A 26,621-nucleotide genomic window follows, 5' to 3' on the forward strand; every position below is an offset into this window, starting at 1 on the left:
TTGCGCTCGGGAAGCACGTCGTGCTTTCTGATGGCGCAATGCTTGCATCCGGCGACCTTTTCAAGGTGGTGCTGTCGGGCTCGATGGCGCTGGAGGGCCAACCTCTACGGTGCGCCGGTTTCTTACCAGGGGTCACGCTATGGTTGAGCGCGGGTCACTTGCGTCCGATGGACGGCGAAGACCCAGATGAACTGCTTGACTACACTTGGCAGAAGATCCGCCCGAGACTCATCGAATGGTTGGGCGTGCCCGCGTCGCCCGCAGCCGTAAAAATGGCGTTCCGTGATTTGCGCCTCGAAGCCGGGTGGGACGATCGGCATCGTGGACAGGCCGGCGCCATGGAGATTCAGGTGCGGCACGCGCCAGAGGCAATCGCCCAGTATCGCAAACGTCGCCGCTCGCAGCCACTGGTGGAGCGAGCGCCCACACGGGAAGAAGAAACGCGTCAGCAGCACGCAACGATTCGTGCCTTGCTCATCGAAGCGATCGGCCGCAGTAGCGATACAGCCAACCCGAAGCTCGCTCGCTTGCCGGGCCTCGTGCGGTATCGTGTGAGTGGCGCAATGAAAGCGTGGCACGCTGCCCGGGACGCGCTAGACGCGGCGGACTCGCAGAGCTTCACTCAGGCGCTAAGGACAAAAGGGCTGCTTGCGCTGATGCGATTCATCGATCCGTTCACCCGAGACATACTGCCTAAAGGGGCAGACGGATTCGACGCCATGCAGGTCCGGATGATCGCGCAATACAGCATCATCTGGCTTGCATTCGAGGTGCGTCATGGTGTGTTCTATGAGCCGACGCCCCCATTGCACTGACTGCTCGACGACTCTTACATTGCTGACGACGTGCCGGTCGGAATGATCACGCTGCCAGCCGACACGGTGTGCATCATTCCTGAACCGTCGCGGTGGAAGAAGGCCGGTGATGTCGAGGCGATCGCCATTTTTCGCACCGAACAGACGCTCGACCTGGTTGCGTGGACATGCCAGGATAGCGCGGCGACCGGCGCGATGGACGTCATCAGCTTGTCGTTGGACGATCCGGATAAAACCATTCATGCGCTGCTCGATGAATCCTTTCGCAACTCACGGGACCCTGAGGATGCGGAGACACTTGCGCTCTGGCGCGGTGCCATGGATTACAGCATCAAAATGTTGCTGTACCTGAATGCGCGAGATGCGCAGATCGTACACGAGCAGGCGTATACCAAGGCACCCCGTCAGTTCAATGGGCTGGGCAAGCGCCGGCGAGCCGAGCGACTGGCTGAGATCGAACAACTCTATGACCGGCATATTGTTGGCCCGGCGATTCTGGATGCGGGGCTGGCACCGTCCCTTGGTGGAGACGGAGGCCATCACGAGGTTCGAGGACATTGGCGGCGACCGCACTTCCGGATGCAGCCGCATGGGCCGCAGGCAGCGCTGCGCAAGTTGATTTTCGTGGGACCGACGATCGTACGGCCGGACCGTCTTAACTGATCATTGACCTTCTAATCGTCGAAGGCAATCCGAATTGCATTGTTGATGAGAAGGCGGTTGCGCTCGACGGGCATAAAACGTGATGTGGGGCCGTGTTGATATCGCGCCTGTCCACGGAATAAAACTGTATGAGTGGTGCCGCGGCGGGTGTTCTGAATAGTCCGACTTATGTGCTCCGGGCAAGTGATCAGCGTCTTTTCTCGACAAGTTAAAAATGATGCGCCAAATAATTATTTGCGTCGTAAAGTGTTTTTTCGGCAGGCATCAGTGGCAACAACACGCGGACTATGGATATCTCCTTCACGGCACGGGCGTTCATACCTATCGATGCAAGACATGCAGGACGATAGAAGAATTTGGTGCCCCGCCCGGTTAATGGAAGCCGCTCAGGCTTGCGCGTGATCATGGGCGTTAGATCAAGAATTGGCCGTGATCCTTGCCGACAATCGACTGCGGCCGCTTGCCGCGACCGGACCAGGTCCGGCCAGTCTCTGGATCTCGATATATCGGCTGGACTTTCCCATTTTTAGGTTTGGACTTTTGCGTTTTCGGGACGCCCGATTCAGCCATCGAGAAACCGAACAGCGCGATCTTTAGTCAACGCATTGTAAAAAACTGCCTACCGCCGTTTAGCAAAAGTCACGACTCGTCGTTGTGAGATCGCCGAGCAGGGCAGTCATATCAAAAAGCCGCCTGGCGACCAAGTGCTTGACCTTGCCGTCGGTTTGCCAGACGCCATGCACGCCGAGCAGCGTGGCGCCAAGCGCTTCCTTACGGTACCGCTCCAGGAGCGATGGCCAAACTATGACATTTACCGACCCGCTTTCGTCCTCAAGGGTCATGAACAGCACACCCTTGGCCGTGCCAGGGCGCTGCCGCACGGTGACGATGCCGCAACCGCGTGTGACGCGTCCGTTTTTATAAGTGGCCAGCGTCTGGGCATTCATCAGTCCGAGTTTGTCGAGGTGTGTGCGTAAGAGCGCGACGGGGTGGCGCCCAAGGGTAAGGCCCGTGCTTTGGTAGTCCGCGACGATCGATTCGGCTTCTCGTGGCGCGGCCAGGCTCGGTGTGTCATCGTCCTGGCCAGCGTCACGAAGCAGCGATTTTTCCGGTACCGATGCGATCGCTTGCCACAGGGCTTCGCGCCGGTGCCCAGCGATTGACCGCAGGGCGTCGGCCGTAGCCAGGATCTGTAAGTCGCGGCGGTTGAGATCGGCGCGCCGCCCGAGGTCTGCGACATCCTTGAAGGGCCGCATTGCGCGCGAGGCCTCGATACGCCAGCCGGCCTCTTGTCGTAGACCAGTAATTCGGGATAGGCCGAGGCGCACGGCCGGGCGTGCCATATCGCCTTCCAAGGTGCTATCCCAGTCGCTCGCGGTGATATCCACCGGCAAGACGGTGACGCCATGGCGTCTTGCGTCCTGAACCAACTGAGAGGGTGAATAAAAGCCCATTGGCTGACTGTTGAGCATGGCGCAGAGGAAGGCGGCAGGATAGTGGCACTTCAGCCAGCTACTCGCGTAGACGAGCAGGGCGAAGCTTGCCGCATGGCTTTCCGGAAAGCCATACTCGCCAAACCCCTCGATCTGTGCAAACAAGGCATCCGCGAATGCCTTTTGGTATCCGCGCTCAAGCATTCCGTTGACGATGCTGTCGTAATAGTGGCCAAGTCCGCCCTTGCGCTTCCATGCTGCCATCGCGCGGCGTAGCTGGTCGGCCTCGCCGGCGCTGAAGCCGGCGGCCACCATGGCGATTTGCATCACCTGTTCCTGGAAGATCGGCACACCCAGGGTGCGCTCAAGCGCGCCTCGCACCTCGTCGCTCGGATAGGAGATTTTCTCCAGGCCTTGCCGGCGCCGCAAGTACGGATGCACCATACCACCCTGTACGGGGCCTGGGCGCACGATGGCAACCTCGATGACCAGGTCGTAGAATGTGCGCGGTTGCAAACGCGGCAGCATGCTCATCTGCGCGCGTGATTCAATCTGGAATACGCCGATCGTGTCCGCCTGGCAGATCATGTCGTACGTCGCGCTGTCCTCAGGCGGAATGTCCTGCAGTTCAAAAAACTCACCGCGTTGCTCCGACACCAGATCGAGCGTGCGGCGAATCGCGGTGAGCATGCCGAGGGCGAGCACGTCGACTTTAAGCAGGCCAACGGCGTCGAGATCGTCTTTGTCCCACTGGATCACACTACGATCGGGCATCGCGGCGTTTTCGATGGGCACCATGCGCGATAGCTTGCCCGCGCTGATGACGAAACCACCGGAGTGCTGCGATAAATGCCGGGGAAAACCCAGCAGTTGGATGGCCAGCCTCGCCCACTGCTGAATCATGGGCGTATCGGCATCCAGGCCGCTTTCCACAAAGCGCGCAAGCAAATCCTCTTTCGAGTCGAACCAGTGGTGGGACTTGGCGACCTTGTCGATGATTGACGGATCGACACCGAGCGCACGGCCTGCGTCGCGAAGCGCGCTTTTCGGTCGGTACGTGGCCACCGCCGCAGCAAGTGCTGCGCGATGACGGCCGTACTTTCGATAGATGTACTGGATCACCTCCTCACGCCGCTGATGCTCGAAGTCGACATCGATGTCAGGGGGCTCGTTACGCTCCTTGCTGATAAAGCGCTCAAACAGCATATTGCCGCGCTGTGGATCGACCTCGGTGACGCCCAGGCAATAGCAGATAGCCGAGTTGGCGGCGGAGCCGCGGCCCTGACAAAGAATGCCTTCCTCGCGGGCAAATCGGACGATGTCGTAGACAGTGAGAAAGTAGGGCTCGTATTTCAGATCCGCGATGAGTTGCAATTCGTGCTCGATCTGCGCCTGTACGACATAGGGAATGCCGTTGCGATAGCGGCGCCACGCGCCGATATACGTTTCCTGGCGCAGATAGGCAGCGGGGGTGACGCCTGGGGGAGCCAATTCGTCCGGATATTCATAGCGCAGCGTCTCGAGCGAGAAAGCGCATTGCGCGGCGACGTCGAGCGTTGCTGCAAGCATCGCCGGCGCATACACGTTAGCCAGGCGCAGACGCGCACGCAGGTGCCGCTCGGCGTTGGGTTCCAGCGCATAGCCGCACTCGGCGATCGACTTGCGCAGTCGCGTAGCTGTGAGCGTGTCTTGAAGCGGCTTTCGGGAGCGCACGTGCATGTACACCCCGCCGAGCGCGACGATCTTCACACCGTACGCTGCGGCGGCGCTCTCGGCGCGCTCGCGCAGTAAATCGTCGTCTGGTCCGCCATGCAGCGCCAAGCCGATCCACAGTCGCGCGCCGAAAGTTTCAAGAGCCCAAGCGACTTGCGTTAAAAACGCTTGGTCCACCGCCGCTCCGGCACCAGGCGGAGTGCCGATGATCACGGTGCAGTCGGGAAGGGCGCGTAGATGGCCATAAGGGCGTGCGGGCCGTGCGAAGTCGTCCCGGTCAACCTGGTAGGTGCCTTTGTCCGCACGCGCGCGCGCCATGGTGATGAATTCTGAGAGGTTGCCGTAACCCTCTCGGTTGCGGGCAAGGATCGTTAGTGAGGCATCGGGTTGACCATCCGGCCCGCTCAGTTGGAAATAGGCTCCGATCAACAGCGGCATCCCTGCCGCTTTCGCTTCGGCATGCGCGCGAACCACCCCCGCGAGCGAACACTCGTCCGTGATGGCCAAGGCCGTATAACCGAGTGCCTTGGCGCGCGTTACCAGTTCCTCGGCGTGCGATGCGCCGCGCAAGAACGAGAAATTCGTGAAGCATTGAAGCTCCGCGTAGGCGGGTAGGAAGACGGATGCGAGCATGGCGTTTTACCCGAACAGTCCGTGCAGGAACCAGCGTGGGTCGGTATCGTCGGAGAGACTGCCGCGTTCCCGATAGATCCAATAGCAGCGATGGTCGGCGCCCTGCGCGACGAAGTAGTCGCGCGCGGCGAATGGTTCGCTCCACCAGCCAGCCTCGATGCGCTCAGGTGCGGATGCCAAACGCAGCGCGCTTCCGTAGAAGGGGCGGTGATTGCGGGTTTTAAGCTCGATCGGCTTGTCCAATAACCAAAGCGGGCGACGCAAGTGTTTCGCCGGCGCGATTGTCCCTGGGCGATGATAGGGAACCCACCGGTTGGCGACCTCTGGTCGATGATCGGCAATCGGTGCGGGCCTGCGCAACCGCTCCTCGCCAAGGCGCGCGGCGAGTAGCTCGATCAGGCGCGCGTGATCGGCGGGAGTGCCGCCGGGCTCAGGAAAGAGCGAGTCGCTCAATTGCTCGGCAGCTCGAACATCGTCAACGCGCAAGCGCAGCACAATCGCTGGCGCCGGCAGTTCGGTGCGCTCAATGCGCTCTTTGATCAAGCGCTGGATACGGGTGGTCTCGTTGGCCGGCTCGGCGAACATCACCTTGATTTCTGTCGGCGCGACCGCGTCTCGCCCGCGCTCATGCTCAAGCAGTATGGTCAAAGCGGTAATCGCCCGAAAGCCCGCGGCCAGCCAACCGGTCAGTTGGACCACAAGGGCTTGCGCGTAGCAGGCGATCAGATCGGCGCGATCCGTGCGATCAGGTAGCTCCTGCCTGGCATCAAATGTCGGCGGCGGTATCAGCCACGCAAAGCCTTCAGGGACGGCGCCAACGGCCCGATCGAGCGCCAGTAAGAGGCCAGGATCAGCGCGACGCGACAGACCTGCGCGCGGCAGGCGCAGTACCGCACCCAAGGTGTGGCATCCGACGCCTGCTAACCAGGTCGCCACCGGTCGCGCCTGTGGCAACAGCGCGACTGGCAAGGGGGTGATTTTGCGACGCAACGACGCCTCGCTTAGCGCAATTTGCGCGCGCCTGGCGAGAAGCCACGCCCCGGTACCGGTCGGCGAGAGCGCCACGCGGCCCGTCAGCGCGAGTACTTTGACAGTGTCGATCACGTGCCTGCGAAGCGCTCGGATGCCGCCGAACAGGCGCAAACTCGCCCCGATATCCATTAACACCGTCGCCTCGCTTGCAAGCGTCACCTGCGGCGAGAAGCGCAGCAGTGCCATCCCAAGGGCCTGCAACACCGCGGCCTCGCGCAGCTCATCGCGCTCGACCAGGGTGACGTGAGGCGCGAGCGTAAGCGCGCCGGCGCGCCGCATGCCTGAGTGGACGCCTGCGTCACGTGCCGCGCGGCTTACCGCGAGTACGCTCTCGCGCTCAAGCACAACCAGACCGGCGCCATCAGGCGTCCAGGTCGGCCGATACGCTTCGAGGCAGAGGTAGGGGAGATGTACGCCGATCCACAGGCGCATGACGCTTGCTCGCAAAAGGTGAGGGGTAAAGCGGCACGAAAAGCGGCTCGTCGCGCGCGGGGCCACGCCGCTTCAAGAAAAACACGGACACGCCATCGGGCGCGGGCTCAAGGCGCAGCCGCAGCGGGGAGGGCGAGGCCAGATTGGCTGCATTCAATGGCCGGATCATAAAAAATGCCGTCTCGCTGGTTTGTGCGGCCAGATGCAGTCGTCTCAACGCTTCGGAGCGCACTTGTGGTTGCCAAAACAGCAGCGCACCGGCGGTGCCGGCCCTTAAAATCTGCTCGGTCGACCACAGCGCGTCGGCTAAGGTTTGCGGTTCGACCAAGTGGAGCCCGCCTGTCGGTACGCCCCAATTGGCCAGGGCCTGCATGCTCGGGCTATGGGGCGGCGAGACGAAGAAAATGGGACGGGCTCCCAAGGAGGTCAACGCGGGCTGAAGCAGCCGTACCTCACCGACGCCTGCGTGTGGAGTAAGTAGATCGACCAAAGTGCCGACGGGCCAGCCACCACCCGGCAATTCGGTATCCAGATGCGCATGTCCTGACGCCAGGCAGCGCGTGGCACCCCGGCCAAGGGAGGAGGCCCGCCACAGCGCTGGATGAATGGTTTCGGGGGCGGCAATCATGATGATCGGAGCGCTAGGCAATAATGCTGTATGGATGTACAGTATCATTCACGTTTGGGATTTTGGCAAACGCCACGCGGGAAGCGTCGTCAATGTGATGAAACTGGATGGCGCGATGCCGTAATTTTTACGGATGCGGTACCGTGTCATTCGCCGGAATGGCTTGCTCGCGATGCGGTAGTTGCGCAAATGCGCGTCCAAAAAACGCAATACCCTAAAAGCAATATCAAACAACTGATGAGCGGCGACAGCGGGCAAACCCATAAAAAGCGCGGATCTTTACGTGAAGAGATGCTCGTTGTCACCCGCTGGATCGACGAGATGCGCGCGGCATTTGGTGCGGATACGATCGATCAGGCGATTCGATCAGGGGTAGGGGGAGAACCCACGTTCTACGCGAGAGAAAACGGGCGAGAGTTGGGCGTGAAATGTCCTCCCTCCCGCTTTGACGGTTTGCCGCGGATTTCGTCCCTTGATCGCGGCTGGTGCCGCGGTTGTCATGGCGAGTGTGTTGGTACTGCTCGCGAATGTGAGCGCTCACCGGCGTCTGCGGATTTTTGAAACAATAAGGGCACTTGGGTTCTAAACCCCGTAGTATTTTTCTCGCTCCTTCGAATCTAGCGAGTCTGTAAGCTCGTGGTGCAATAGCGAAATGGCACGTCCGAGCACCTCGGCCTCTGATATTCCAAACCACTTCGCAAGCAGTTCGAGATCCATCCAACGTGAGGGATCAAGCGTGAATGATCTGCGACGAGCCGGACTACGTCCCAGCGACATTTTTACGAGATATGGTTCTGGACCTGTTAGCGCCTGTCTAACATTCAATCTTTGCGGAATGGTCTTCTTCGCCGCGCGGGCATTTTTTTGGATCAGCTTTTCCAACTCAGCAATGCGGGAGCGCCATAGAGCGATTTCGTTTTTTCTGCGTTCTGCTTCATTTTCTACCTCACGGATAATACCCAACAGTCGTTGGATTTCCGCTGAATCGCCGTCAATATTTTTCGTTACAGTAACGGATTTAATGGCAGCTGCCTGGCGCGCACGAAACGCTTTTTGGCGCTCCGCGTTCGACGGGGCGTTTTCTTTTCTAGGCCGTCCTCTTGCTCATTTTTTCTTTACGGTAAATGGTAACGGAATAACGTTTGCGTCCGTGGGCAAATCCACGATGGTCTCCGGTATCTTCTGGTATTTTGCGTTACGGTAACGAGAAATACTAGCTTCCCATCCTTAACTGGGGCAACCGTACCCGAACGAGCGGCCAACTTCCGTTGCTCGGCCAGAGCCGCCGTTCGACACCGACTCTGCCGATGGCAGCAGTCGGCCGCGCAACGGACATTGGCGCATACGCATGGGACATGCCGGCACGAGGGACCGCCATCGACCCGACACGGACGCACGCTGTACCTGCACAGCGACGAGGTGCAGTAAGCTCGGCAATTCGATCAGGCATTTAGCTCAAGGGATTTCAAGCAGTAGGCCATCGGCTTATTCCGTTTTTGGTATAAGCGCAAGAATTGTCATAACTTCAAGGCTTATGATAGGAATTTGCGCTTACCGTGTTCATACCCGTTATAACGAGGTACTTGCGTTAGTCCCAATACGGGACTACACTTTGGCAATGAGAGTCATTGCGAAAAAAATCCTGTTGGCGTTCTGTGACAAACACCCAGCCGCGCGGCAGTCCGTGCTTGCATGGCATGAAGAAGCCGTTAAAGCGGTATGGATGACACCTCAGGACATCAAGGCCAGATACGCGAGCGCAAGTTTTGTCGGTCGAAATCGTGTGGTGTTCAACATCAAGGGAAACGAGTACCGGCTGATCGTAGCCATTGCTTACCGCATCGGTGTCATATACATAAAATTTATTGGTACGCACGGCGAGTACGACAAGATCAATGCTGAAACCGTTGAAGTGGAGTAACGACAATGGAAATCCGCCCAATCCATAACACTCACGACTACCATGAGGCATTGCAGATTGTCTCAAGCTTGGTTGATGCCGACCCAGCACCAGGTACACCGGCCGGAGATCAACTTGAAATTCTCGCTACGCTGCTTGAAAAATACGAAGCGGAGCATTTTCCGCTCGACCTGCCCGATCCTATCGAGGCGATCAAGTTCCGTATGGAGCAGGCTGGACTCACGGCCCGCGACATGCAACCGTATATCGGTAACTTGAATCGCGTCTACGAGGTTCTGAATCGAAAGCGTGGCCTAAGCTTAGCCATGATTCGTCGTTTGAGCCGCGAATTGAAGATCCCCGCTGAGGTCCTCATTGCCTAGGAAACGATTGTGAGTGACTAGTGCCGCAGAGCAAGCTAAAGATTTCGCAATCGTCGCCATCCTTTTTTTAGTGCGAGCCGCCATCATGACGGCGATGATTCTTTGTGGTGTCTTAGCGTGGATGCATGGATGGGAGTCGAGTTTGCCACCTGGGTCAAACCCTACCGACGTGTCGCCTTTTATGCTTGAAGCAGACCATCCTGCTAGGTTCATAGCAACGAATTTTGGATGGTACATGGGATTCGTGGTTTCAGTACACGCCATCTATTTAATCTACCGCGCATCGAAACAGCGTTAATAGAAAAACATAGATACAAACCCTCTGCAAACGTTGTACTGGCGAGCTGATATACATGAAACGCAGAATTGCTGTGATAGGAGACACGTTGTCCAGCGGAGGCACCGTTCTGCCACACGACGGTCCTCAAGTAACGATGTATGGGCATCGGGTCGCTTTGATCGGAGGCCTCGCTTTCTGCAGTGCTTGCAAGGAAACCGGCCGTATCGCAAAATCAGGCGGTCCCTATCGCATCAGCACGATGGGGGAGGCTGCACTTGATGGAGATATCGTGCTTTGCAAGTGTGCTCGGCCGCCACAGATTCTCGCTATGCTGAGCGGCGAATCGTGGTGTGATGACATGGTGGAAGGGCAAGGTAGTGTCGTTTCCAGCCTCAACGCCACTGGTGGCGTGACGTCGGTCAAGAAAGGCGCCTTTGATGAGCAAGTGAAGGCGACCGAGTACAAGGCAGAGGGTTTGCCGTATTACATCGAGACCGAGGATGGGCGTGTGTCTTTTGGAAGGCTTGACGCAAGTGGAATTTTGCCTCGCATTTACACAGGCGACGCGCCGGGCACTTATACCGTGTATTGGGGCGATGACGCGCTGGCAAAGCACTACGGGGAATAGTGGATGCCACATACCAAACACTCCAAAGTTACCACGCATGCAGCCACCGGCTCGCAATGGGAAATTCCGGTTAAAGCTATAACCTTCCAAGAATTGTGGTCCAATTATCCTTCTGGCGACCCGTACGACAATCCCGCTTACACGGATCAATGTGCTATTCGGATGAGCGTCACGCTGCACCGCGTCGGCGTGGAAATGAAGTCTTTTTCACAAAAGACCGTGACGCCTATGTCGGGCTCTCCGACGATCGGCCGCATTATTCTCGACGGAAAGCCTACTGCTACACGCGCCGACGAGCTAGGCGAATGGCTTGAGCATCAGCCGTTTGCGGGCTTGCCTAAAGCGGAGGACATCACCGGGCCAGACTGGGAATCGAAGGTACAAGGCCGGACCGGGATCATTCAGTTTTCACATTACTGGACACGCACCGGCGAAGCGGCATCGGATGCCAGTGGCGGCCATATCGATCTTTGGAACGGATCACGTTTAACCGTGAGTAGCGCGCCGGACGCGATCGCCACATTTGGCCGCGTAATAGGGATTCAATCGATATTCCCTGGCGCTCGTTTCGGCTTTTCCGATCTTCGCAATTCAAAGCGGATTCTTTTTTGGGAAATTAAATGATGCGACGCCTTGCCGGGACGATCGGATTTGCGATTACGGGGCTGCTTAGCGTGATCGTGTGGGCAGCGATAGACAGTCGCTTATGTGGCGTGTTTGGACGGCTGTGTGCTCCGCCGATGGGTGAATGCGGGGGTGGATTAGATGCTTGCGCGCAAACGACCCACTCGACCATAGACCTGTTCGCATACCTGTTCGCTCCTACTCTCTTATTTGCCGTCCTCGGTTTCTGTTTGTTTGCCAGACGTCCTTCCGCCCGCGCTGTGCTCACGTACCTCGCATGCGCAATAGTTTTGCAATGGATTTTAACGTTCGTCGGCACACGGATTCTACACGTTTGAGTCTATGCTATAAGGGGTTCCAAGCGGGAATCCCAGAAAATTCCGCCATTTCGCATTGTGGAATTTGGGTGGCGTGGTGCTGCAGGACGACGCCGGCGCCCCAGAAACTCTGCTACTCCAGTTCCAGGCCCGCGACGAGCGCATCGAGGTCGATCGTCTTGCCGGTGCTTTGAAAGGTGTAGTGCCCGTTGAGCAGGAGGTGCCGCCATGCCGCCGGCGAAATTTTGGCGATGAGTGCCAGCGCCTTGCTGTTGCCGGCCGTCTCGTACTTGGTCACCAGCCGCGACAAGATTGCCGAGTTGTAAAAAATGATCGCGTTGGCGATCAGCCTTGCGCACTGGTTGCTGATCGCAAGGTGCGCTACAAGGGACTGGCGAAGAACACGGCGCAACTGTTCCGCCTGTTCGGCTTGGCGAACTTGGTGATTGCGCAAAACCGGTTTCGGTCGGTTCACGGGAGTAGTCCGTCACGTGTATGAAAAATGCAGGAAATGAGGCGCTTTCCCGGGGCAAACTTCCCCGAATTCGCTGCGCTTCACTTCGGCATCCGGAATTTGCGCGTCAGCATCGCCGACAAGCTCGCGCGTTGGCCTATTAATCAGTGTTTCCCTAGCGCAATGAATAGGCCTCTTTTGCGGTTGATAATATAGCCGGCGACAGCTACGGCCGCCGATAAGCTGAGCGCCACGAGAATCAGGAAGCCAAGTGTCGGCAATACTGCTTCCGCCGGCGACCAGTATCCGGAAACGATGTGGCCGGCTGCATCTCTCTCGACAAAGCTGGAGTTCAATACTCCTATGCCTTCAAGCGATTGATGAATATTCCACGCTGCCCCGTGTAAGAGGGAGATGTAAGGGTAGAGAAAATTCATGGCGGTGGCGTTGGTTGTTTGTTTATTGGATTCGTGTCGTTGCGCAGTTGGAGCAGGCGGTCGATGCCAATTTTGTCTCGCGGCGAAGGTGATACTTCAGTTCAGAAGCAGGTCGAATCGTCCCGATTCTTCGTTTTTGTATCGCTACGGACACCTCTGCGGCCGCTTACATCCGGGCATCCTTTGGTCTGACCCACTCAACACGCCCATGCCGGAGAAAGAAGTGTGAACGGCAGCCTTCTTTCAGCCAGATCGAAGGTGAAAGCGTTGGTGTGTGGTTATGCTCGACCTGAAGCCTCCATTTAGGGCGAGCTTCGGGGATAAGAGCTAGTTCAATTGGCTGCCCGCAGCCGCACGGGCAACGCATGCCAACGCTCCAGTTCTCCCCGCTATCCTTAAGTAGCACAAGGTTGCGGCGAGGGAGTTTCCCCGGGAGGGTTTCCCCCTCGACGACTTCCAACTTTCTGGCTGGAAGAATCTCCTCCAGAAGGCTAAGAATCCAAATGGGCCATCTCATCTGTATCACCTTTCGTTGCCCAGGGCGGGCAGTCCAAGTAATGGCTCTTCGTCACCACGGGCAAGTATGGGAGATGGCCTCGACGCGAATTCATCTTCTCCCGTGAACTCCTCGATGGCTTCAGAAAGCATAAAGCGCGTACGTGCATAACGATCGCTCGGTTCCTGCCGGAACGGGAATGCTCGAGCGAGAAATTCCATGACACAGATACTAGCGGCACGCATATTCAACGTGATAACCGCTGGGGCTTGCTCGGGGACATCGTCTATGTAACCCCGACGAACCTGGTCGGCGTGGGCGGCTGGGTCCACGTCACGTAGCGCCTCAGCCTGAAGCGACGCGGCGGTATAGACGCCTCGGTCGAGCAAGCTACTTCCCTCGGGTTGAACGTAGTCAACTCGGCCGACGACTTCATCGACTGCCAATCCACCGTTCTCGGTTCGCCGCGTCGAGATGCCGACGCCTACATCGAGCAAAGGCAGAAGGAATGCTTGTGCGAGCCTGTCTGCAACACTTCGCGCTCGCAGTTTGTCGACGCAGCAGAACAGCAGGTCGGTCTCTGCCGCAGCCAGGACCGCTTCTCGCGTAAAGACATTCGCGTCAACAGGAAGCACATAGGGCTCGCTACGGTATTGATTGACGCGATCTGCGAAGGCCTGCACCTTGGGAAGCTCGCAGTCAGCATCCCGCTTGGTTGTATTGAGGATGCGGTTGAGATTCTTGCTTTCTACCTTGTCAAACTCGATGAGCGTAACGCGCCCGAAGCCAAGCCGACAGAGTTGCTCGGCGACAATGGATCCGGTACCTGAGACGCCAACGACACAGGCGCTCAGACGACCCAGTTCGGCTGTCATGTCACTCGTGAAGGCCATCGGCCGTTCTACGCGACGAGCAGCGTCGTCTGCCCAGAAGAACCGTAAATCCGATCCGACAACGCTGACGAGGTCGATTGGCGAAACGGTCATATCCTGAGCATAGACCCGGCCAAAGATGAATCCGCTGGGCAGCATGATGGCGGTGCCATGCATGCTGCCGCAAGCGGCAAAGATGCAAGGGATAATTTCCTGGTCGCTCTCGTCGTCTACGTTGGAAAACACCGGTGTGCCGTACGGGTGCGAGTGAATGAGGATTAGCGACAACCCTTTCTCGCAGGCCGCGTCAATACCTTGCTCGATGTACTCGGAAGGCCAAGTGATGGATACATCGTCGCGCCGACTGCACGCTGAATAGGGAACCGGGATGACGCGCTGCACGAGAAGCCGCAGGCGTGTTCCGGGAGCGCGGGTGCACACGAGTACAGCGGCAGCCTCCTTCAGATCACCCCGAAAGAGATGCTGCTGCAACTGCTCATGTAGCCGCTGCGTCATGGTTAGGGTGCGCGCGGGCATCATTCTCCGAACTCCCGAGCCAGAGAGTGCTCGACCAAAGCCAACTGTGTGGCTACATTGTCCGAGAACGGGTCCCATGGGTGAGCGCCATTACGGTGGCGCGACCAACCTTGAAACTGCACCCCCTCGATGATGGCCTGAATATGGGTATTAGGAATCGCCACTCCATCGACGCGCGCCACTGCCGGCTGGAAATAAAACATGTCCAGCTGAGCCTGGGGATAGTCAATCGGAATATCCAGTGCGAGCTTCGCCACTGCCGGCGAGTACCCTGAGGGCAGCGGGTAGTTGTGAATCACGAGCCAGCGCCGCTCACTGCACTTGACTGTCTCCCACTGGAGGCCGGTCGCGTTCAGATGTTCCTCGTCGACGCCCAGGAGCCGAAACTCCCGGCGCGAAACCGTCAGTGGTGCCTCCCCGTTGTCAACGTTGCGCTGCATCAAGCGAATCCGTTCAATGCCCGGCGTGCGCAGGTCCACTACGAACTCTACGTCCACCTTCTGCTTGGGGAGCCCCGCGACGAGCAGATAAATGTCCCATGCCTTCATCGGATCGAAGCCCGCCCGTTTCATGGCGTCGCCCACCCTTACTTGGGGGACGTCGTACTCCAGCGTGACGCCCTGAACGCGCAGCTTCCACATTTTTTGGTAGGAGACGAACTGTTCCACGCCGGGCTGCCCCAGATCGATGACGGCGCTATCTTCGATAACGCGCTGCTCGTGGCCATGACGGAGGAAAACCAGCTCAAGATTCGGGGCAAGCTGTGCCAACTTCCTGATGGTTGCTCCGGAAATGTGCCGGGCCGTCCACACCATCTGCGCACCATCGACGGTGAGGGAGTAGGTTCGGTCCCCGTGACTTACAATAAATTCGTTGCCAGCTTTCAGGTCCGGGATTTCGGTGAGGCGGATTGTCTCCAGGTCGCCGCCGGAGAGTCGCTGCAGGAGGATGCTGTCGGGGCCGCAAGCATGGTCCGCGTCTAGGATCTCTGCACCCGTAGGGTTGGTATGCGGTACCTCGACGTCACGAAAATTCAGCGTTTCGTCGTTGGCAAGTCGCACGATAGCGTTGTGGCTGGGGTTCATATGAGCTTTTCCTTAACGGGGGAACCGCCCCCCTCATATACCCATGCTCTGCATCGCGCCTCGCTTGCCACGGCTGAGACAATTTAGAGTAAACACTCTAAACGGTGGCAAGCCGCCCACGTACAAGAGCATGGGAAGGAGTAAGCACAGTGCGAACGGAAGAAGATGATGAGCGCGCCAAGGACGACCCGACGGATATCCGGCCTATCGACATCGTCGCGAGCGAGGCCGATATTCTTGAAGCAATCGATGGTCTGTACGGCGACGTATCGACGAAGAAGCGACTGATGGCAGTGGCCGCCTTGATTCTTCGTGCGAAGCCTCATCTAAAGCGTCAATATCAGCCGGAAGACCTTTTTCAAGAGGCGCTCGAACGCATTGGCATGGGTGTGCGTGCCTGGCCGAAGAATCGAGTGGATTTCGTTGGATTGGTTATCGGCGTGATGAAGAGCTGGGCTTCGAGTCTGGAGAAGACCAAGTCCAGAGAGGATGACATGGTAGTCATGGAGCACGAGCTCGCGTCCTCAGAGGACGGCGACGAAGGCCTTAATCTGGAGGAGACCTCAGCAGACCATCGCACTCCAGCAGAACAGTTGGAGGCCGTGGAAAGCGACGCGGAAGAGCAAAGCCTGTTTGCGATCCTGAAGGCACAGTATGAGCCTGAGACACTGCCAGCGAGGATTCTTGGCGTCATCATCGAAAAGTCACTCGAAAGCCACGAGGAAGTTCGTTCTGTACTTGGAGTGCCGGAAGCTGAATATCGCAACGCGTGGAAGGTTTTGATGCGTGCAGCGACGAAGCTTGAACCCAAGGAGTGAGCCATGAACGCTAAAAAGACCCCGGACCAGCGGTTTCTGGATGCACAAATTTCTCTGATTATGGGTGCTTCGAGTGCGGAGCTGGAGGAGTTGTTACAAGCAGCAGAACTTGACGGAGATGCCTTGGCATCCAAAGGTACGGTTGCAATAGAACGGGCCTGTTCAGCGATAGATGAAGCTCGGAAGGCATCGGACGAATTGAATTCGCTGCCGATCGCTAGGCAACGGGATATTGCTGAGCGCTTGGGCATACGTCGAAGTGTCCTAGCTGCTTTAGCTGAACACCGCGCGATAGTTGAGACGATACCCAAGAAATTTCTTCGACTGTTCGCGAACGAGGTTGGCGCAACATTCGAAGCGCTTTCGCTTGCGCTCTCCGGGCCGGTTCGTGCCGTGGCCGTGCAGCACAAATCGGATCAAACGCCTGAGATCCCCAAGCAGGTCAGATTTGAGCGTCTTCTGAGAGATGCATCAATGACAGAAGCGGAAATCGCTGAATTGATGCGAGAGGAAAACTAACATGGATGCTGTCGAACTCGCTCGACAACGCGCAGCGGATCTGCACAATCAAGCAGCCCAGCGTGGCTTATCGCCTTGGAGTGCATACGAGTTCGCAGTTAAAGAGGCCTGTCATCAGGGGTTTGACGTTGAGGATGTCACCCCCGGCGGCGCTATGCTCGACGGTGGGCGGGCAAAGCTCATGCCCAGCTCGGCGTTGATTCTTCACGAAAAGAAAGGCTCATTGTTCGAGCGGGCCTTACTGGTTGCGCATGAGCTCGGGCACGCGTTACTCGGCGATGCCGACGACTCGACGCCCTCGAACAAGATCGATTTTGCGCGTAGCTCCGAGCCGTCGCCGGTGGGCGAAGATCGTGTGGTCGACTATAGTCGAAAACAACGGCGGGAGATCCAGATGGATCTCTTTGCAAGGGAGTTCCTGCTTCCTAGGCCATATGTACGCAAGCTTCATATCGAGCAAGGCATGACAGCCGCGGATATTGCAGGAAAGCTTGACGCGCCTTATGAGGTGGTTGCTCAGCAACTTCTCGATGCTCTTCTTCTACCGGCAGTGACGGTTGATGAGCAAGGAAAGACAGAGCGTCCCCTTAACGACAGGCAGGATTCGGCTGCGAAACATCGTGGAGTTCCGTATCTTCTCGAGGCGGGGCCCGGTACTGGCAAGACGCAGACTTTGGTGACCCGCGTTGAGGGGTTACTGGCCGAGGGCGTCGATCCGCGACGTATCCTGCTGCTCACATTTTCGAACAAAGCTGCTGGCGAGATGGCCGAACGTATCGCACAAAAGCAGCCTGAAGCGGCAGCAGCTCTATGGGTTGGCACCTTCCATGCGTTTGGATTGGATGTGATTCGTCGATTTCATCGTGCCTTCGGATTATCCAGCGAGCCACGAATGCTTGATCGGACCGAGGCCGCAGAACTTCTGGAGCACGAGTTTCCGCGTTTGAACTTGGTGCACTATCGCGACCTGTACGACCCAACCGACAAAATCACCGAGATTCTGAGCGCGATTTCACGCGCCAAGGACGAAGTCGTTGGGCCCGAGGAGTACGCGCAACTGGCGAAGCGGATGTTAAGTGATGCCGGCACCGAGGAAGAGCGGATAGCAGCGGCCAAAGCCAAGGAGGTCGCTGAAGTTTACGACGCGTACGAGAGGCTGAAGCGCGAGCGCAACTGCATTGACTTTGGCGACTTGGTGTACCTGCCCGCGTGGCTCCTGGAGCGCGACTCTGTGACTCGGGCGCACTTGGCAGCAACTTACGACCACATCGTGGTGGACGAATATCAGGACGTCAACCGAAGCAGCGTACGGCTGCTGCAGGCGCTAAAGCCGACCGGCATAAACTTGTGGGTCGTAGGCGATGCCAAGCAATCGATTTACCGTTTCCGCGGAGCTTCCTCGTTTAATGTCTCCCGGTTTGGCAACGAGGATTTTCCGAAAGCCGCAGACGGCCATCTGGAGCTGAACTACCGCTCTGTTGGAGCAATCGTCCAAGCTTACTCCGCTTTTTCCCGCGACATGCGTGCTGGTGGATCTGGCAGCGAACTGAAGCCATTTCGAAAAGAAGCGGGGCCGCCACCAGAACTGCGCATTACAGCTGGGCCGGATGAGCAAACCGTAGCAATAGCGGAGTGTATCGAAGAACTAAAAGAAAAGGGAATTACCTACCGGGACCAAGCGGTTCTGTGCACGGGGAACGCCAAGCTCTCTGAGCTTGCGCGCAGTCTGGAGATGTTGGGCATACCCGTCCTCTTTCTTGGCAGTTTGTTTGAGCGCGCAGAGGTCAAGGATTTGCTGGCGTTCCTCTCGTTGATGGTGGACGCCCGCGCCATGGGCTTAGTCAGACTGGCGAACCTGCCAGGCTTTCGGATGAATCTCCAGGACGTGGCTTGTGTGCTTGCTCACTTGAGACGCAATGAAGGGAAGCCCCTTTCTTTTCTGGAAGATGCAGCTGCCATTCCCGAGTTGAATCAGGCCGCTATCGATGCGCTTGGGCGGCTGAAAAAGGTCTTCAATGGATTGACGGTGTTGCATTCACCGTGGAGTGTACTCACAGCGGTACTGTTGGACCGCACCGGGCTCGCTGCGGGGATTGCTGGAGACGAGTCGATTGCGTCACGGGCGAAGGGCATCGCTATTTGGCAGTTCATGAACTTCGTTAAGTCACAACCGACCGGCGCGGGATTACCCATCAGCCGCTTGCTTGCGCGTATCCGCAGGCTGCTTCGGTTAAGTGACGATCGGGACCTCCGACAATTACCTATGGCTGCGCAGGGTGTTGATGGTGTGCGTTTGATGACTATCCACGGAGCAAAAGGCCTTGAGTTCCGTGCAGTTCATATTCCCGGCTTAAACGAGGACACTATTCCTGGAGGTCGGCGACCCGCGCCCGCTTGCCCGCCGCCTGCGGGGATGATTCAAGGGGTTACTGGGACCGTCGCCGAATTTCTGGACCACAGTCGTATGGAGGAACAGGAGTGCCTGTTCTATGTGGCCATGTCGAGGGCGCGAGATAGGCTCGTGCTGTACGCCTGCTCCAAGAATCGGGGGGGGCGGAGTCGCCAGCTGTCCGAAGGTTTCCTGTCTCGAATCGGTGCGAATCTCATCAGAAAGAATGTCGCAACCTCGCAATCCCTTCCGCAGGCGCCCGAAGACGAACCGATTGCCTTGGACCTGGATGGCCCGCTGCAATTGAGTGAACATCAGGTGGCGCTCTACGAGCGATGCCCAAGACGTTTTTTCTATACGCACGTATTGCGAACGGGAGGGCGGCGCGATGCCACGCCATTCCTTCTAATGCATGACGCAGTTCGCAACTTGTGCCAAAAGCTGGTCGCCGATACAAGCCCGCTGAGCATCGAACATCTTGATGCGGCGATGGAGAGGGAGTTGCATGAGCACGGCCTTGGAGAGCACGGTTATTTCGAGCACTATCGCGAATTTGCTGTAACGATGATTCGGTTTTTTGCCGAGTCGCGTGCGGGCTACCTGCCGATGGCGACTCAAGCACTTCTGGTTAGTTTCGGTGCGGAGGAGGTAATCGTGACGCCGGACGATCTGCTAACTGCTTCGGATGGCGCCATCAAGGTGCGAAGAGTAATGACAGGTCACAGTCGTTCTGAGGACGATGAGAGTCTGGGTACAGCTGCATTTTTGGCGGCAGTTGAACGCGCGTTCCGAGATGCGACCGCGGAGTTGGTGTATTTGGCGGACAGACAAGAGAGGGCGATCGGCCTTACGTCCAGAAAAATGGCTAACCGTCGGGATACGATTGTGCAGAATTTGGACGCGATCCGAAGCGGGAAATTTCCGGCACGTGCCTCTTCGTATTCGTGTCCGAACTGTCCGGCTTTCTTCGTGTGTGGGCCAGTTCCACAAGGTCGGTTTAGGCCTGAGATACGGGAAATCGGGAGCAGTACGTAAGGTGCGTCGCATCGCATGCGAGAGGCAGAAACCGGCCCTCGACTGTTGTTTCGAAAGTAGCCTGTGTTAGATTTGTCATCGGGGGCGGCATTGCGGCACGAGCTATCGCGATACGTAGCGGCAGTCGCAGCAACTCAATGCGAGGGAAAAAATGCAGACGATAGCGTGCCTCGGCTGGGGGTCACTGGTTTGGGACGTGCGGGGACTCCCAATTCGGAGGGGATGGTTTGAAGACGGTCCGCTTGCGCCAGTCGAATTCCTGCGACAGTCGAAAGACGGGCGAGTAACGCTGGTGATTGACGAAGGTGGTCAGCCCATGCGCGTGCTTTGGGCGCTCATGGACTCGACGAACATTGAAGGTGCGCGTCACGCGCTTGGCGCACGCGAAGAGATTCCGGAGAAGAACTGGCAAAAGCATATCGGGGTGTGGCAACGCTCGGACGGTTCGCCGCCCGCAGCGATGCCGACGCTCAATCATTGGGCACAGTCCTGCGGGTTAGACGGCGTCGTCTGGACAGCGCTCCCACCGAAGTTTGGCGGGCAGGACGGGCATCGCGCGAGCGCTGATGAAGTAACCGCGTATCTTGTCGGTCTTGAAGGTCGAAAGCGCGAAATTGCCGAGCAGTATGTGCGCAATGCTCCCCGACAGATCGATACGCTCTACCGTCGACGCATCGAAGCCGCGCTGAATTGGAGTCCGATCGAAGAATAAGGGAAGAGATTCGGCCGCTGCGATGAAGATTTCGGAGCGGTGGGTTGTCGCCTATTCTCAGCGGATGTGGTCGGACCGCTGTCGCACTTCGCTGTTATTCCGTTTACACGTAAGCGGCTGGTTATCCCATCTCGCATTCGGTATGAGCGCGTAAGAGCATACGTGTCGAGCGAGCACCCGCGGGAAGCACGGTGTGGTGCATCGAGGGAGAACTCGAATAATACGCCTGCGCAACTAATGTTGTATACAAAGCATCTGCCGGAATCTCCAATAGGTCATTGAATTATCGCGATTTATTCCAGCCCGCCTTTCAACTAAAATTGTATATGGAGCGTCAAATTTCAACTAATGTTGTAGAGAAATAAGCGTTTTCAACAAAACTTGTAGCTTTCTCTACGTCGCCTTGTGTTACTGACAAAAGGCCACTATCGACCCAGTGTGGCCGTTCGCCATATACCGCTAAACGGCCGCAATGCAGCGAATAGCGGACGCGATATTCCCACGACTTTTGGAGACCGGTGGCCGATCAGACCGACACCTTCCGGTGCAGTGGCCTTCTGGAATTGCACGATTCGGCTGCAGCAGATCAAGACCCGGCGTTCGCACGAGAACGTAATAACTCATGAAACCGTCACCAGTCGCAGCACGCGCTCGACGGGCCGGTATTCGAGGGAAACGACCATTCGCTCCGGATACCCGTCTGCCCTCGCGAATTCGAGCATGATATTGAACTTGCTGAGCTGGTGCGTGGGCTCATCGACCCACTCCATGTTGTACAGGTAGCTCATCCGCAGTTTCTCGCGGATAGCCGCCTCCAGCTCCGCTTTGGTCAAGTCGGCGAGGCCAGCCTTCATCATTTTCCCACGCTTCACGGTCTTCAGATACTTCTCGAATTTGTCGTCCTCGATGACAACTCTGAACTCATCAAGCGGGGCGATCTCCCTAGACATCGCTCGCAACGCGATTTCAAGATCGTCGTCCGACTCCTTTAGGAACATCTGCTCGGGCTTGTAGGACAAGAAGGTGTTGAAGTACATCGCCTGAAGGCTCTTTAGCTGGAGGCCAAGGGCTGTGTAGTCATGGAGATGCAGGTTGCAGTTCTCGGTGTTCGGCCGGTCATTCTCATGTCCGAGGATGACGGTATTTCCCTGCTTGATCACCAGATTCACGAGATGCATCGACACGAATGTCTTGGCAAGGCTTGCATAGGTGCAAGGGACGTAGCCAAGGTAGGCTTTGTGTGTCCGTAGCGTGCTGTCGATGGCGGTGACGCTGCCCTCGGAAAGGTTGTTGACGTAGATGACGTAGCAGAAGCATGGATGCTTGAAGTTCAAGTCTTTGGAGACAATCGCTGAACAGCGAAGCAGCGCGCGTGCGATCTCGTCCCTGTCGTCGACCAACTCGCCGCCAAGAATGCTGTGCGTCGTTCCGCGGTCGAGCGCCTTGAACAGCGCGTCGGCGCATTCCACACCCGGAACGAACGTGTTCTCGCAGCGATGCTCGTCGAAAAGAAATGCCGCCTCGTGCTTTGTCGGTTGCGGCGTCAGCGCACTTCGGAGTGACGAGTAGTTGACACCCTTCGCGCGAAGGATCGTTAGGAAATCGATGTGAAAGCGCTGAATCTCATGGAAGGTGCGCGAATCAGTCCAGCGGTAGTGCTTCCGGATAACCGGGAGCAGCACGTTGCCGCGCGCGTTAAGTGTATAGATGCCAGCCATAACATGAGTAAATATGAGGATTTCTGCGAATTTGATCAGTCAGTTCGGCACCCCGACCGGTGACCGTGAACGCTGATCTTACAGCCAACCAACGGCGGAAGCCGCTCGACTAGAGCCTTGGCCTCCGGCGTTTGTAAAGTAGCGCGACTGGTCCGGTCGCTCATGCTTCCCTCTCCATGCAGCGCACTTCCCTTCCAGCCCCCCAGCTAACCGGGGCCTACTCGACGAGTGCCTGCGCTGCGCTCCATGTTGCGTCGGCAGCGTCGATTACTTGCCGCAGATCGGCGTCGGTCAGGTCGGTGTAGTGCGATGCCGTTACAACCGCTTGGCACAGAATGCTGACGGCTACATTCAGCAGGCTGGCAGTTAGCGCTTTCGGCGCTTCGACATGGTAGCGAAGCTCGAAACGGTCAGCATGACGCGCCAACAATGTTGTGAGTTGGTTATGTGCGAACGAGCAAAAGACGCGGTAGGCCACGTATGTAGACGAAATGTTTGCTCTCTTGAATCGCTGGTACACGTCGAGCTTGCCATAGCCCTTCGCTTCCAACTCATCGCGCACCGGTTCCGCATCGGCTTTCCATCTGGCCAATGTTTCCTTCGCGTCCGCGTTGCCCTGCATCTCGGGGTCCGCCGCATATTCTGTGAACAACACGAGATCGGCACGCGCGTTGTCGTACCTGATCTGGTCGACGAACGCAGGGTCGCTTACTAGGTTCAGCAGATTCGCATGTCCCTCTAGCATTGAGCGCACCATGACTGGTGCATGGGACGAGAAGCCGCCCTCTATCAAGTGCAGGGTCGCCGCAAACTGTTCGGCGATAGTCAGACACAGCGTTGCAGCGACACGATGTTCGCCACTATCCTGCACGCGCCCACGCACCAGCAGCCCATCGATCTGTGCCTTTATATCGTGCGCGGCCACAAGCATTGCGGGTATGTTCGGCATTGGATTCCCTTCTCGCGTGTGGCGGACCCATTCGGCGTCGAATATACGCCGAACTTCGGTCATTCGATGAAGCTAGCCGACTGTCCCTTGGTGGCCGATTGCCGACTCACAATACTAGCGCGGAAATAATCAGGTAGATTGTCACTGATCGGCCACGAAGAGACGCTCGCGTCGTTTCATCGAACGGCTGCTCATCGGCCATGGTCGGACATTGTGATATCTCTGCGATTCGGCAAGCATCAACCTCCTGTCGGAGACGTATGCCCCAGTACGGCTGCGATCGCAAGAATGGCCAGCATGGCGAGCGCCTCGACGAACAGCCACGCGTGGAAGCGCTCCTGTGTGGCCATAAAAGCAGAGCCGTCCTGATGCGCCTGCGCGCGAAGTTCGGGAAGAACCACCAGCCGGTTCCAGCCACCCAATCCCACGGCCGCAGCGACGCACACGAGCTTAGCGGCAAGTATCCGGCCCCAGGGCATCGTGAAGAGCCGCACGTCTGCCTGCCCGGTGTCCTGCATCACGTTGTATAAACCGGTGACCAGCACGACGACGAGCGCAGCCGTCGCCAGGTACGATAGCTCACCGCAGAAAGCTGCCCTTCTTTCTGTCGTTGCGTGAGCGGTCGCTGAGCGTCGGAGCATAATTGCGGCGACGATCACGCTACCGGCCCACAGTGCTGTCGCGCACAGATGTGCGACATGGATGGCTTCACGCGCCGAGAAGTCGCCCGCATCGGCCGCGTGGCTGGCCGCGGCCTTGCCCGCGGCCCAAGCAACCAGGCCCGCGATGAACAGCGGCAGCCCGCGACGGTCGGAAAGTCGGCTCAGCGTCGCCAGCAGCGCACCGACGAACCCGACCGACCACGCAACCCCGTAGTGCGATTGCGTGAGCACGGCAATGACAGCGGCGCCTGCATCGGAAAGTGGCGAGCCGCTCATTACGGCTGCCTGCAGCCACAGGTACGCGAGGGTCGTGAGTGCCAACACCATCGAGAGACCCGCCTGCCAGCCGCGCAGAGCGGTCGGCGGGCCGATACCGCTGCGGCTCCCCACTGCCTCGCAAGCCAGGGAACCGGCTGCCGTCGCGAATAGCACGTTCTGCACGGCTGCTACGGCGATCTGCGTGGCGACGAGCGGCTCCACGGTCACTTCACCGTAAACTGGTAGTGCCCCTGCGTGCGATGCCCGTCCGCAGCGACAGCCACCCATGCAACCGTATAGACGCCTGGCGTCAACGGAGTGAGGCCCACCGACATGCGCTTGTTGTCGTTCGCATCGACCTTGGCTTTCTCGCGGATAACAGACTTGCCCTGCGCGTCTTTCACGTCGATGGAACTGAACGCGGGCTCAAGCCCGTCGTCGAAGTCGATCACGACGGCGTTGAGCGTGGCCGGCGCGGTCGATCCCGCGGGCGGTTCCTGATGCTTCGGATAAGCGTGCGCCCACGCGAGGGGGGCGCTCAGCAACGCGACCGTGGCGACAGTCGTGCGCAAAGTAGCGAGTTTCATGGCGGTATTCCGTGTGTGAATGTGCGGGCTTACTGGAAAAGTGGCTTGCCGATCGTGCGCGGCGCGACATCGTCGAAGAAGATGTGCACCTGGGCGAGGATGCCGACGTGCGACCCGCTTGCCCGGTTGATCGGTATCTGCGCTTCGATGCCGAGCTGGCCGTAGCGGTTCATCCAGATGAAGCCGGGGTTGACAGTTCCCGTTGTTTGCCCCTGGCTTCTCGACAGGGGCACTTCGACTAGGGGGATCAGGTTGGACAACGGCCGCGGCAAGCCGAGGTCGTGCACGTGCTGCTGGAGGTAGGGCAGGCTATACTGAAACGTGAAGCCGTAGTCGAACGAGTTCGGCTGGCCGCCGCCCGTCGTGAACGATGGCCCCGCCTCGCCGGTGATGGCGACGGGCCGCAGCCACGCGAGCGAGTCGGGCAGGTCGCCCATGCCCTTGCCGGCGAAGATCGTGGGTGAGATCGTCGAGAAGTTGGCGGCGATCGCGCGGCTGCCCGTGTCGCCGAGTTCGGCGTTCACGCCCACTGACGTCATGAACTCATGCGCGTCGTTCACGTAGAGCAAGTACTTCAGGCCCACGCCGAAGTTGTCGAAACCGCGCGCCGTCGGGTTGTTCTGCATGACGTAGCTGCCGTCCACGGAGAAGGCGAGCCGCGGCGTGATGAGCTTGTCGTACTCGAAGCTAAAGCTGTTGATACTTTGGTCGCCGACGTCGCCCGGCACACGCTGGTGCCCGAATTCGAGGTTGGCTTCGTCGCCAACGCCTGGGTCGTCGACGGAAAGCGTGGAGGGAAATACGCGGTCGCCCGCGATGGCGTGCGCATGACCAGGGGAAGCATGGGCCAGGCAGGCAATGGTGGCCAGCAGCGCGCAGCGTGCCGGGGGCGCATAGCGACTGATAAAGGTTCGCATATTGGTTATCTCCAGTTGTCGTTCGATGCTGTCGCGCAGAAGCGCGACAAGCTGCCGCTTGCGGCAAGCGCAAAGCGGCAGATTTGCAAGTCATAAACGGGATCAGGAGAAAACCGGGGGCGCCCTGGGTTGCGCTACCGTGTGGGTTACACCAGCACGAACGGCGACCGACGCAACGGTGGCCGGCATCGTCTTTGCGGCGAGCGGTGCGGCGAGCCCAGCCGCACTGCCGGGCAGCGTCGGGACATGCCCGACCACGCTGCAATAAGCGCAGGCCTGCCAATGCGGAGCAACTCCGTGCGCAGGCTTGCTGTCATGTGTCGACGACCCAACTTTGTCATCGGCTGAGCAATAGGTAGCCAGCGCATCACTGAGACGGTGATGCGACGCGAGCACCTGCGAGACCACCGGCGCGAGCGTCACCAACAGGATTGCAAGCAATCCCAGCAGGCAGCCAAGGCGATGGAGGCGAACGCGGTACATGGCGCGCGTATTAAATGGAAAGCGGAGGCTATGGATTATGCCACGCCAGGGAAATGATCCTCGGCTGTGATCCAGCGGATTATCCGAGCCCGAAAATAGAAGCAATGCGAAAGCATTCGGGGACGCTTACTGAATCCGTACGCCCCACGAAGCAATCGACTTTTCGGTATCAGTGATGTATAAGCGCATCTGGCCATGCCTAAACACGGACA

Annotated in this window: 27 protein-coding genes and 2 pseudogenes; 12 read left to right on the forward strand and 17 right to left on the reverse strand. The window is 58.2% G+C overall.

The window, feature by feature from the left end; all coding sequences use genetic code 11:
• The first annotated feature begins 38 nt into the window (after positions 1-38).
• Both SJQ66_RS12680 and SJQ66_RS12685 read left to right on the forward strand, forming a co-directional pair.
• Complete coding sequence (locus SJQ66_RS12680) at positions 39-815, forward strand: hypothetical protein (RefSeq protein WP_320534472.1); 777 nt, start codon at positions 39-41, stop codon at positions 813-815.
• Positions 816-857: 42 nt separating this feature from the next.
• Positions 858-1,478 (forward strand): AcrVA2 family anti-CRISPR protein, encoded by a 621-nt coding sequence (locus tag SJQ66_RS12685; protein WP_320534473.1) that lies wholly within the window; start codon positions 858-860, stop codon positions 1,476-1,478.
• Between the two features lie 208 nt (positions 1,479-1,686).
• On the opposite strand, the gene SJQ66_RS12690 is transcribed toward SJQ66_RS12685, so the two are convergent.
• Genes SJQ66_RS12690 through imuA form a run of 5 tightly spaced genes read right to left on the reverse strand, consistent with a single transcriptional unit; the run spans position 1,687 to position 7,349 of the window.
• The gene (locus SJQ66_RS12690; protein ID WP_320534199.1) at positions 1,687-1,884 is read right to left on the reverse strand and encodes a hypothetical protein; all 198 of its coding nucleotides are present in this window, start codon (positions 1,882-1,884) and stop codon (positions 1,687-1,689) included.
• Between the two features lie 5 nt (positions 1,885-1,889).
• A complete protein-coding gene (locus SJQ66_RS12695; RefSeq protein ID WP_407691506.1) occupies positions 1,890-2,048 on the reverse strand; it encodes an H-NS family nucleoid-associated regulatory protein in 159 nt (52 codons plus the stop codon).
• 59 nt (positions 2,049-2,107) lie between these two features.
• Positions 2,108-5,257 carry an error-prone DNA polymerase gene (locus SJQ66_RS12700; RefSeq protein ID WP_320534474.1) on the reverse strand — a complete coding sequence of 1,050 codons (3,150 nt, stop codon included), beginning with the start codon at positions 5,255-5,257 and terminating at the stop codon, positions 2,108-2,110.
• A 6-nt stretch (positions 5,258-5,263) separates the two neighbouring features.
• On the reverse strand, positions 5,264-6,721 hold the full coding sequence (locus SJQ66_RS12705) for a Y-family DNA polymerase (RefSeq protein ID WP_320534475.1): 1,458 nt from the start codon (positions 6,719-6,721) through the stop codon (positions 5,264-5,266).
• Complete coding sequence (imuA, locus tag SJQ66_RS12710) at positions 6,651-7,349, reverse strand: translesion DNA synthesis-associated protein ImuA (RefSeq protein WP_320534476.1); 699 nt, start codon at positions 7,347-7,349, stop codon at positions 6,651-6,653. Before imuA ends, SJQ66_RS12705 begins: the two co-directional genes overlap by 71 nt.
• A gap of 291 nt (positions 7,350-7,640) precedes the next feature.
• On the opposite strand from imuA, the gene SJQ66_RS12715 reads away from it, so the two are divergent.
• On the forward strand, positions 7,641-7,910 hold the full coding sequence (locus tag SJQ66_RS12715) for a hypothetical protein (RefSeq protein WP_320534477.1): 270 nt from the start codon (positions 7,641-7,643) through the stop codon (positions 7,908-7,910).
• A gap of 21 nt (positions 7,911-7,931) precedes the next feature.
• Here the strand turns inward: SJQ66_RS12715 and SJQ66_RS12720 are convergent, their stop codons facing one another.
• A complete protein-coding gene (locus SJQ66_RS12720) occupies positions 7,932-8,312 on the reverse strand; it encodes a hypothetical protein (protein ID WP_320534478.1) in 381 nt (126 codons plus the stop codon).
• A gap of 655 nt (positions 8,313-8,967) precedes the next feature.
• On the opposite strand from SJQ66_RS12720, the gene SJQ66_RS12725 reads away from it, so the two are divergent.
• The 4 genes from SJQ66_RS12725 (at position 8,968) to SJQ66_RS12740 (ending at position 11,164) form a co-directional block, all read left to right on the forward strand.
• Complete coding sequence (locus SJQ66_RS12725) at positions 8,968-9,270, forward strand: type II toxin-antitoxin system HigB family toxin (RefSeq protein WP_320534479.1); 303 nt, start codon at positions 8,968-8,970, stop codon at positions 9,268-9,270.
• A 5-nt stretch (positions 9,271-9,275) separates the two neighbouring features.
• On the forward strand, positions 9,276-9,632 hold the full coding sequence (locus SJQ66_RS12730) for a helix-turn-helix domain-containing protein (RefSeq protein WP_320534480.1): 357 nt from the start codon (positions 9,276-9,278) through the stop codon (positions 9,630-9,632).
• Between the two features lie 353 nt (positions 9,633-9,985).
• Entirely contained in the window at positions 9,986-10,540 is a 555-nt protein-coding gene (locus SJQ66_RS12735) for a PAAR domain-containing protein (RefSeq protein ID WP_320534481.1), read from the forward strand.
• Positions 10,541-10,543: 3 nt separating this feature from the next.
• On the forward strand, positions 10,544-11,164 hold the full coding sequence (locus tag SJQ66_RS12740; protein WP_320534482.1) for a type VI secretion system amidase effector protein Tae4: 621 nt from the start codon (positions 10,544-10,546) through the stop codon (positions 11,162-11,164).
• A 450-nt stretch (positions 11,165-11,614) separates the two neighbouring features.
• Here SJQ66_RS12740 and SJQ66_RS12745 read toward each other — a convergent pair.
• Positions 11,615-11,854: pseudogene (locus tag SJQ66_RS12745) on the reverse strand (Tn3 family transposase); the annotation flags it as partial.
• Between SJQ66_RS12745 and SJQ66_RS12750 the strand changes: the two are divergent.
• Positions 11,840-11,980 (forward strand): annotated as a pseudogene (locus tag SJQ66_RS12750) (IS5/IS1182 family transposase); the annotation flags it as partial. The pseudogenes SJQ66_RS12745 and SJQ66_RS12750 overlap by 15 nt on opposite strands.
• A gap of 119 nt (positions 11,981-12,099) precedes the next feature.
• On the opposite strand, the gene SJQ66_RS12755 reads toward SJQ66_RS12750, so the two are convergent.
• The 4 genes from SJQ66_RS12755 to SJQ66_RS12770 all read right to left on the reverse strand — a co-directional run bounded on the left by SJQ66_RS12755 (position 12,100) and on the right by SJQ66_RS12770 (position 15,362).
• Positions 12,100-12,372 (reverse strand): hypothetical protein, encoded by a 273-nt coding sequence (locus tag SJQ66_RS12755; RefSeq protein ID WP_320534483.1) that lies wholly within the window; start codon positions 12,370-12,372, stop codon positions 12,100-12,102.
• Positions 12,373-12,538: 166 nt separating this feature from the next.
• Positions 12,539-12,889 carry a ubiquitination-like system serine protease family protein gene (locus tag SJQ66_RS12760; protein WP_320534484.1) on the reverse strand — a complete coding sequence of 117 codons (351 nt, stop codon included), beginning with the start codon at positions 12,887-12,889 and terminating at the stop codon, positions 12,539-12,541.
• 5 nt (positions 12,890-12,894) lie between these two features.
• Complete coding sequence (locus SJQ66_RS12765; RefSeq protein WP_320534485.1) at positions 12,895-14,280, reverse strand: ThiF family adenylyltransferase; 1,386 nt, start codon at positions 14,278-14,280, stop codon at positions 12,895-12,897.
• Entirely contained in the window at positions 14,277-15,362 is a 1,086-nt protein-coding gene (locus tag SJQ66_RS12770) for a multiubiquitin domain-containing protein (protein ID WP_320534486.1), read from the reverse strand. Before SJQ66_RS12770 ends, SJQ66_RS12765 begins: the two co-directional genes overlap by 4 nt.
• Before the next feature lie 149 nt (positions 15,363-15,511).
• Here SJQ66_RS12770 and SJQ66_RS12775 point away from each other — a divergent pair, with 149 nt between their 5' ends.
• The 4 genes from SJQ66_RS12775 (at position 15,512) to SJQ66_RS12790 (ending at position 20,835) form a co-directional block, all read left to right on the forward strand.
• The gene (locus tag SJQ66_RS12775; protein ID WP_320534487.1) at positions 15,512-16,180 is read left to right on the forward strand and encodes a hypothetical protein; all 669 of its coding nucleotides are present in this window, start codon (positions 15,512-15,514) and stop codon (positions 16,178-16,180) included.
• A gap of 3 nt (positions 16,181-16,183) precedes the next feature.
• The gene (locus tag SJQ66_RS12780; protein ID WP_320534488.1) at positions 16,184-16,699 is read left to right on the forward strand and encodes a hypothetical protein; all 516 of its coding nucleotides are present in this window, start codon (positions 16,184-16,186) and stop codon (positions 16,697-16,699) included.
• A gap of 1 nt (position 16,700) precedes the next feature.
• Positions 16,701-20,123, forward strand: a complete 3,423-nt coding sequence (locus tag SJQ66_RS12785) for a UvrD-helicase domain-containing protein (RefSeq protein WP_320534489.1) — start codon at positions 16,701-16,703, stop codon at positions 20,121-20,123.
• 151 nt (positions 20,124-20,274) lie between these two features.
• Positions 20,275-20,835, forward strand: a complete 561-nt coding sequence (locus tag SJQ66_RS12790; protein ID WP_320534490.1) for a hypothetical protein — start codon at positions 20,275-20,277, stop codon at positions 20,833-20,835.
• A gap of 620 nt (positions 20,836-21,455) precedes the next feature.
• Here the strand turns inward: SJQ66_RS12790 and SJQ66_RS12795 are convergent.
• The 6 genes from SJQ66_RS12795 to SJQ66_RS12820 form a co-directional block, all read right to left on the reverse strand.
• Positions 21,456-22,553 carry a hypothetical protein gene (locus SJQ66_RS12795; protein ID WP_320534491.1) on the reverse strand — a complete coding sequence of 366 codons (1,098 nt, stop codon included), beginning with the start codon at positions 22,551-22,553 and terminating at the stop codon, positions 21,456-21,458.
• 217 nt (positions 22,554-22,770) lie between these two features.
• Positions 22,771-23,502: a DUF5677 domain-containing protein gene (locus tag SJQ66_RS12800; protein WP_320534492.1), complete on the reverse strand. Its 732-nt coding sequence runs from the start codon at positions 23,500-23,502 to the stop codon at positions 22,771-22,773.
• 239 nt (positions 23,503-23,741) lie between these two features.
• Positions 23,742-24,710 (reverse strand): CopD family protein, encoded by a 969-nt coding sequence (locus SJQ66_RS12805; protein WP_320534493.1) that lies wholly within the window; start codon positions 24,708-24,710, stop codon positions 23,742-23,744.
• A complete protein-coding gene (locus SJQ66_RS12810) occupies positions 24,647-25,009 on the reverse strand; it encodes a copper resistance protein CopC (RefSeq protein WP_024906168.1) in 363 nt (120 codons plus the stop codon). Before SJQ66_RS12810 ends, SJQ66_RS12805 begins: the two co-directional genes overlap by 64 nt.
• Positions 25,010-25,038: 29 nt before the next feature.
• Entirely contained in the window at positions 25,039-25,926 is an 888-nt protein-coding gene (locus tag SJQ66_RS12815) for a hypothetical protein (RefSeq protein WP_320534494.1), read from the reverse strand.
• 102 nt (positions 25,927-26,028) lie between these two features.
• Positions 26,029-26,409 carry a DUF2946 family protein gene (locus SJQ66_RS12820; protein ID WP_320534495.1) on the reverse strand — a complete coding sequence of 127 codons (381 nt, stop codon included), beginning with the start codon at positions 26,407-26,409 and terminating at the stop codon, positions 26,029-26,031.
• Positions 26,410-26,621 lie beyond the last annotated feature (212 nt).

The organism is Robbsia andropogonis (assembly GCF_034047095.1).
GTDB lineage: Bacteria > Pseudomonadota > Gammaproteobacteria > Burkholderiales > Burkholderiaceae > Robbsia > Robbsia andropogonis.

Coding starts and splice junctions, on each gene's coding strand:
- SJQ66_RS12680 (WP_320534472.1), top strand. CDS start 39: ATGCTTGCATCCGGCGACCTTTTCAAGGTGGTGCTGTCGGGCTCGATG.
- SJQ66_RS12685 (WP_320534473.1), top strand. CDS start 858: ATGATCACGCTGCCAGCCGACACGGTGTGCATCATTCCTGAACCGTCG.
- SJQ66_RS12690 (WP_320534199.1), bottom strand. CDS start 1,884: ATGATCACGCGCAAGCCTGAGCGGCTTCCATTAACCGGGCGGGGCACC.
- SJQ66_RS12695 (WP_407691506.1), bottom strand. CDS start 2,048: ATGGCTGAATCGGGCGTCCCGAAAACGCAAAAGTCCAAACCTAAAAAT.
- SJQ66_RS12700 (WP_320534474.1), bottom strand. CDS start 5,257: ATGCTCGCATCCGTCTTCCTACCCGCCTACGCGGAGCTTCAATGCTTC.
- SJQ66_RS12705 (WP_320534475.1), bottom strand. CDS start 6,721: ATGCGCCTGTGGATCGGCGTACATCTCCCCTACCTCTGCCTCGAAGCG.
- imuA (WP_320534476.1), bottom strand. CDS start 7,349: ATGATTGCCGCCCCCGAAACCATTCATCCAGCGCTGTGGCGGGCCTCC.
- SJQ66_RS12715 (WP_320534477.1), top strand. CDS start 7,641: ATGCTCGTTGTCACCCGCTGGATCGACGAGATGCGCGCGGCATTTGGT.
- SJQ66_RS12725 (WP_320534479.1), top strand. CDS start 8,968: ATGAGAGTCATTGCGAAAAAAATCCTGTTGGCGTTCTGTGACAAACAC.
- SJQ66_RS12730 (WP_320534480.1), top strand. CDS start 9,276: ATGGAAATCCGCCCAATCCATAACACTCACGACTACCATGAGGCATTG.
- SJQ66_RS12735 (WP_320534481.1), top strand. CDS start 9,986: ATGAAACGCAGAATTGCTGTGATAGGAGACACGTTGTCCAGCGGAGGC.
- SJQ66_RS12740 (WP_320534482.1), top strand. CDS start 10,544: ATGCCACATACCAAACACTCCAAAGTTACCACGCATGCAGCCACCGGC.
- SJQ66_RS12755 (WP_320534483.1), bottom strand. CDS start 12,372: ATGAATTTTCTCTACCCTTACATCTCCCTCTTACACGGGGCAGCGTGG.
- SJQ66_RS12760 (WP_320534484.1), bottom strand. CDS start 12,889: ATGAGATGGCCCATTTGGATTCTTAGCCTTCTGGAGGAGATTCTTCCA.
- SJQ66_RS12765 (WP_320534485.1), bottom strand. CDS start 14,280: ATGATGCCCGCGCGCACCCTAACCATGACGCAGCGGCTACATGAGCAG.
- SJQ66_RS12770 (WP_320534486.1), bottom strand. CDS start 15,362: ATGAACCCCAGCCACAACGCTATCGTGCGACTTGCCAACGACGAAACG.
- SJQ66_RS12780 (WP_320534488.1), top strand. CDS start 16,184: ATGAACGCTAAAAAGACCCCGGACCAGCGGTTTCTGGATGCACAAATT.
- SJQ66_RS12785 (WP_320534489.1), top strand. CDS start 16,701: ATGGATGCTGTCGAACTCGCTCGACAACGCGCAGCGGATCTGCACAAT.
- SJQ66_RS12790 (WP_320534490.1), top strand. CDS start 20,275: ATGCAGACGATAGCGTGCCTCGGCTGGGGGTCACTGGTTTGGGACGTG.
- SJQ66_RS12795 (WP_320534491.1), bottom strand. CDS start 22,553: ATGGCTGGCATCTATACACTTAACGCGCGCGGCAACGTGCTGCTCCCG.
- SJQ66_RS12800 (WP_320534492.1), bottom strand. CDS start 23,502: ATGCCGAACATACCCGCAATGCTTGTGGCCGCGCACGATATAAAGGCA.
- SJQ66_RS12805 (WP_320534493.1), bottom strand. CDS start 24,710: ATGGGTGGCTGTCGCTGCGGACGGGCATCGCACGCAGGGGCACTACCA.
- SJQ66_RS12810 (WP_024906168.1), bottom strand. CDS start 25,009: ATGAAACTCGCTACTTTGCGCACGACTGTCGCCACGGTCGCGTTGCTG.
- SJQ66_RS12815 (WP_320534494.1), bottom strand. CDS start 25,926: ATGCGAACCTTTATCAGTCGCTATGCGCCCCCGGCACGCTGCGCGCTG.
- SJQ66_RS12820 (WP_320534495.1), bottom strand. CDS start 26,409: ATGTACCGCGTTCGCCTCCATCGCCTTGGCTGCCTGCTGGGATTGCTT.